This is a genomic window from Mycobacterium sp. 1423905.2 (assembly GCF_001673155.1).
GTDB lineage: Bacteria > Actinomycetota > Actinomycetes > Mycobacteriales > Mycobacteriaceae > Mycobacterium.
Genome location: NZ_LZLE01000093.1, coordinates 1 through 3,935 on the forward strand (window position 1 = coordinate 1; position 3,935 = coordinate 3,935).

Here is a 3,935-nt window from a genome sequence, read left to right on the forward strand (position 1 = left end):
CCGCGACCGCCAAACCAGAGCCCGGTGAGTCGAGCAAGGTGCACCAGCTAGGCGATGCGCGGGAGGCGGTGTCGGCCCGCGCGGTGTGACGGTGCTCAGCGCCCGAGCCCGCGCGCGTCGACGCGATTTCGCGTCGTTTCTTCGTACGATTCCGTTGAATTCAATGCGGCACACGACCATGCCGTTTCGCGGTGGAGGTAGCAGTGAGTCGTCTGGCCACGTTCGTCATCGGGCTGGCTTTGCTGGCCGGCGTGGCCGTGCCCGACGCCGCGCGGATGCCCGCTTATGACGCGCTGACCAAAGATTTCCGGTTGAACCACGTCGCGGTGGTCGGCGACTCCTACACCACCGGCACCGACGAGGGCGGACTCGGCCCCAACGCTTGGACCGCGCTGGCCTGGCAGAACCTGAACCGCCGGGGCGTGCGGGTAATAGCCGACGTGGCGGCCGAGGGCCGGGCCGGGTACGGCGTGGCCGGGGACCACGGCAGCGTCTTTCAGGACCTGACCGCCCGGGCGGTCAAGGCCGACGACGCGTTGGTGGTGTTCTTCGGCTCCCGTAACGACCAGGGCGTCGAGCTGGGGCTGCTGGCCGACCGGATCCGCGGCACCTATGCGCTGGCACACGATCTGGCGCCGTCGGCGCGGTTTCTGGTGGTGGGGCCGCCGTGGCCGACCGCGGATGTCCCGCCACCGGTGCTGGCGATTCGAGACGTGCTCGGCGCCGAGGCGCAGGCCGCGGGAGCGACGTTCATCGACCCGATCGCCGAACGCTGGTTCGCCGACACCCCGGGCCTGATCGGCGCGGACGGGGTGCATCCCAACGATGCGGGCCACGCCTATCTGGCGGGCAAGATCGCCCCGCTGATCGGCGCGCAGCTGACCCCATAGGGGGTCGGCGGCACGCGCTTCTAGTCGTCCGCGTGGCGTTCGTAGGCCCAGCGCTCGAGTCGAGCCTGTAGCCGCACCAGCCCGACTCCGGCCAGCGGGGTGGCCGCAGTCAGGCACACCAGCAGCAGAGTCATGTCAGAACCTCCAACAACCTTTCTTCGGGTAAGACGCAGGGACTGAGCACGGCGTTCACCCGTCCCCCAGAGCGCGGTCGGCCAACGCGCCGATTACCGGTGCGAGCAGCTCGGCGTACTCGGTGCTGACGTGGTTGTCGTCGCGGAACACCAGCGTGTTGCCGACAATCACCGGACACCGGTCGGGGCTGCAGAACAGATCGGTCAGATCCGCGTAGTGCCCGCCGCCGGCCGTCGTGGCCGCTTGTTCGGCGGCGATTCCGTCACCGTTGACCGCCACCGCACGCGCCGGCGCGCAGGCCGTCGCGTCGTCGAGGTGACCCGACAGGCATGTGGGCACCGAGGATTGCGGGTCGGCGACGGGGCCCAGGATCAGGACCGTGGAACCCGACTTGCGTAGCTGCGCCACGGTGCGGGTCAAGCCGTCGATCCAGCCGGGGTCGAACGAGGTGAAGCTGAAGTCGGCGTGGTAGCGGCGGCTCATGCTAAGCACCACCAGGCGTGGTCGCTCAGCCTGCAGTCGAGCCATGATCTCGGTGCGCCACTGCTCGCACTCGGTGTACCGGCGCCCCAGGTATGGGCTAACGATGGGCAGGTCCTGCAGCGGCGGGCAGGTCACCTTGGCCATCGTCTCCAGTCGCCAGTGCCGCTGCTGGGCCACCTGCTGCAATGCCGGATCCCACATGGCGGCGTGGGAATCGCCGACCAACGCGACCGTCGTCGGCGACGACTTGTCGGCGGTGGCGCACTCGCTTTGTCCGAGATCGCGCCAGGACCGCATGCAGCCGTTGACAAAGACGGCGGCCTTGTCGGCCGGTGCGCGGGCCAGCGGCGGGTCCAGGTTGGACGGAACGGCGCGCAGCCCGGCGGCGGCCGCGAGAGCGGCGCGCGCCTGCGCGTAGGCATCGCGCACCGCGGCTTCCTGCGGGCTGACGGGTCGGTCGGCGGGCGCGGGCGGTAGCGCGACGATCCTGGCCTGCGGGGCGGCCGCGCCGTGGCCCACCGGCGCCGGAACCACGGTCAGCAGTCCGGCGCAGGCGCACGCGGCCACCGCGGTGGCGGCGCCGGCCAGGGTCAAGCTGGCCTTCACCGAGGTGCGCAGCGCGGCGGCAAAGCGGCCCGGATTCTCGACCAGGTGCAGGGTGATCACGGCCAGCCCGGCTGACACGGTCAGCGCGGCCAGCCGGCCGGCCAAGCCCGCCCGCTCACCAAGGAGCGGCGGAATGAACAGCAGCACCGGCCAGTGCCACAGGTACCAGGAGTAGGACACCCGGCCGATGGCCCGCATCGCCGGGCGGCACAACACCCGCCCGACGCCCATGCCGCCGCTGACGCAGCCGCCCCCGATGACCAGCGCGGTGCCCAGCACCGGCAGCAGCGCGGCGGTGCCGGGGTACGGCGTGTGGGGACCCAGCTGGTTACAGGTCAGCAGTATCAGGCCCAGACCGCCCCACCCGATCACCGTGGCGGGCAGCAACGGCAGTCGTCGCCATTGGTTGACCGTCAGGGCTATCAAACCGCCGGCGGCCAACTCCCAGGCGCGCGAGGGCAGGGAGAAGAACGCCCAGGGCGGCGACGTGCGAGTCCAGACCACGGCCACGGCCAGCGACGCCCCCGCGAGCACGCCCAGCACCACCAGATACGGCGTGCGCGGCGAGAAGTCGCGGTTGATCCGGCGCACCAACCAGGCCGTCGCGATGATCAGCGCCGGCCACAGCAGATAGAACTGCTCCTCGACGCCGAGGGACCAATAGTGCTGGAACGGGGAGGGTGGCAGGTCGGAGACCAAGTAGTCGGTGCCTTGGCCGGCGAACCGGTAGTTGCCCACATACAGCGCGCTGGCGATCCCGTCGACGAAGACGCGGCGGGCCTGCAACGGCGGCAACAGGACGGCGGCGCTGAGCGCGGTGATGACGCCGACGGTGGCCGCCGCGGGCAGCAGCCGGCGGGCGCGGGCGGCGTAGAACCGGCCCAGCCGGACGGTCTGGGTGGTGGTCACCTCGCGCCACAGCAGGCCGGTGATCAGGAATCCGGAGATGACGAAGAAGACGTCGACCCCGACGTATCCGCCGGTGATGCCGGGAAGGCGCGCGTGATACAGCACGACGGCGAGCACCGCGACGGCGCGCAGGCCCTCGATGTCGGGGCGGAACCGGCCTCGGGGGATCCGGCCCTCCGAGTCCTTCGGAGGGTTCTCGCCGGCTGCCGGTCGAACGGTCATCGCAACTACGACGCCATCCAGGCCAGCTCTCCGGGCAGCTGGGCGCGCCAGTAGTCCACGTCGTGCCCGCCCGCGGAGAAGCTGCCGGCCGGTGGCTTCTTCAGCTGGTTGACGAACTGACGCGTGGCGAAGTTGAACCGGTCGCTAGTCCCGCAGTCGACCCGCAACGGAATCTGGTTCAGCACTGGCAGCCCCACGACGCTGTGCTGTACCCAGTCGTCGTAGCTGTCGAACGCACCGGGTGCGCTGCCGGTGAACGAGGTGTACAGCGCGGGACTGATCGCGCAGATCCCGGCGGTGCGGGCCGGGCCCAGTTGCGCGCCCAGCAGCAGGGCGCCGTACCCGCCCATCGACCAGCCCAAAAATCCCACCCGGGAGGTGTCCATGCCCATCGAGGCGAGCATGGGCAGGAGCTCTTCGAGCACCATCGCGCCGGAGTCGCCACCGGACGCCCGGCGGTGCCAGTAGGTGTTGCCGCCGTCGACGCCTACCACGGCGAACGGCGCCTTACCCGCCTTGACCAGCTGCGCCAAGCCGTCCTCCACGCCGAGGTCCAGCATCTGGCCGGCGTTGCCATCCTTGCCGTGCAGTGCTATGACCGGCCGCAGCAGCCTGGTCTGGCCCGGAGGCATGGCGATCACCCAGTTGGTCTTGACCCCGCCGCGCGCCGCGGAGACGAACGACCCGCTG

At 70.7% G+C, this 3,935-nt stretch carries 3 protein-coding genes; 1 reads left to right on the forward strand and 2 read right to left on the reverse strand.

What is annotated here, in order from left to right; all coding sequences use genetic code 11:
- Positions 1–203: 203 nt before the first annotated feature.
- Positions 204–890, forward strand: a complete 687-nt coding sequence (locus A9W95_RS05060) for a GDSL lipase (protein WP_067409514.1) — start codon at positions 204–206, stop codon at positions 888–890.
- Between the two features lie 189 nt (positions 891–1,079).
- On the opposite strand, the gene A9W95_RS05065 is transcribed toward A9W95_RS05060, so the two are convergent.
- Both A9W95_RS05065 and A9W95_RS05070 read right to left on the reverse strand, forming a co-directional pair.
- The gene (locus tag A9W95_RS05065; RefSeq protein ID WP_067409512.1) at positions 1,080–3,245 is read right to left on the reverse strand and encodes an acyltransferase family protein; all 2,166 of its coding nucleotides are present in this window, start codon (positions 3,243–3,245) and stop codon (positions 1,080–1,082) included.
- A 5-nt stretch (positions 3,246–3,250) separates the two neighbouring features.
- Positions 3,251–3,935 (reverse strand): esterase family protein (locus A9W95_RS05070; protein WP_067409513.1); only part of this gene is annotated, 685 nt, incomplete at its 5' end.

What these genes read in the sequence shown, in the direction of transcription:
- A9W95_RS05065 (WP_067409512.1), bottom strand. Translation starts at nt 3,245, where the DNA reads ATGACCGTTCGACCGGCAGCCGGCGAGAACCCTCCGAAGGACTCGGAG.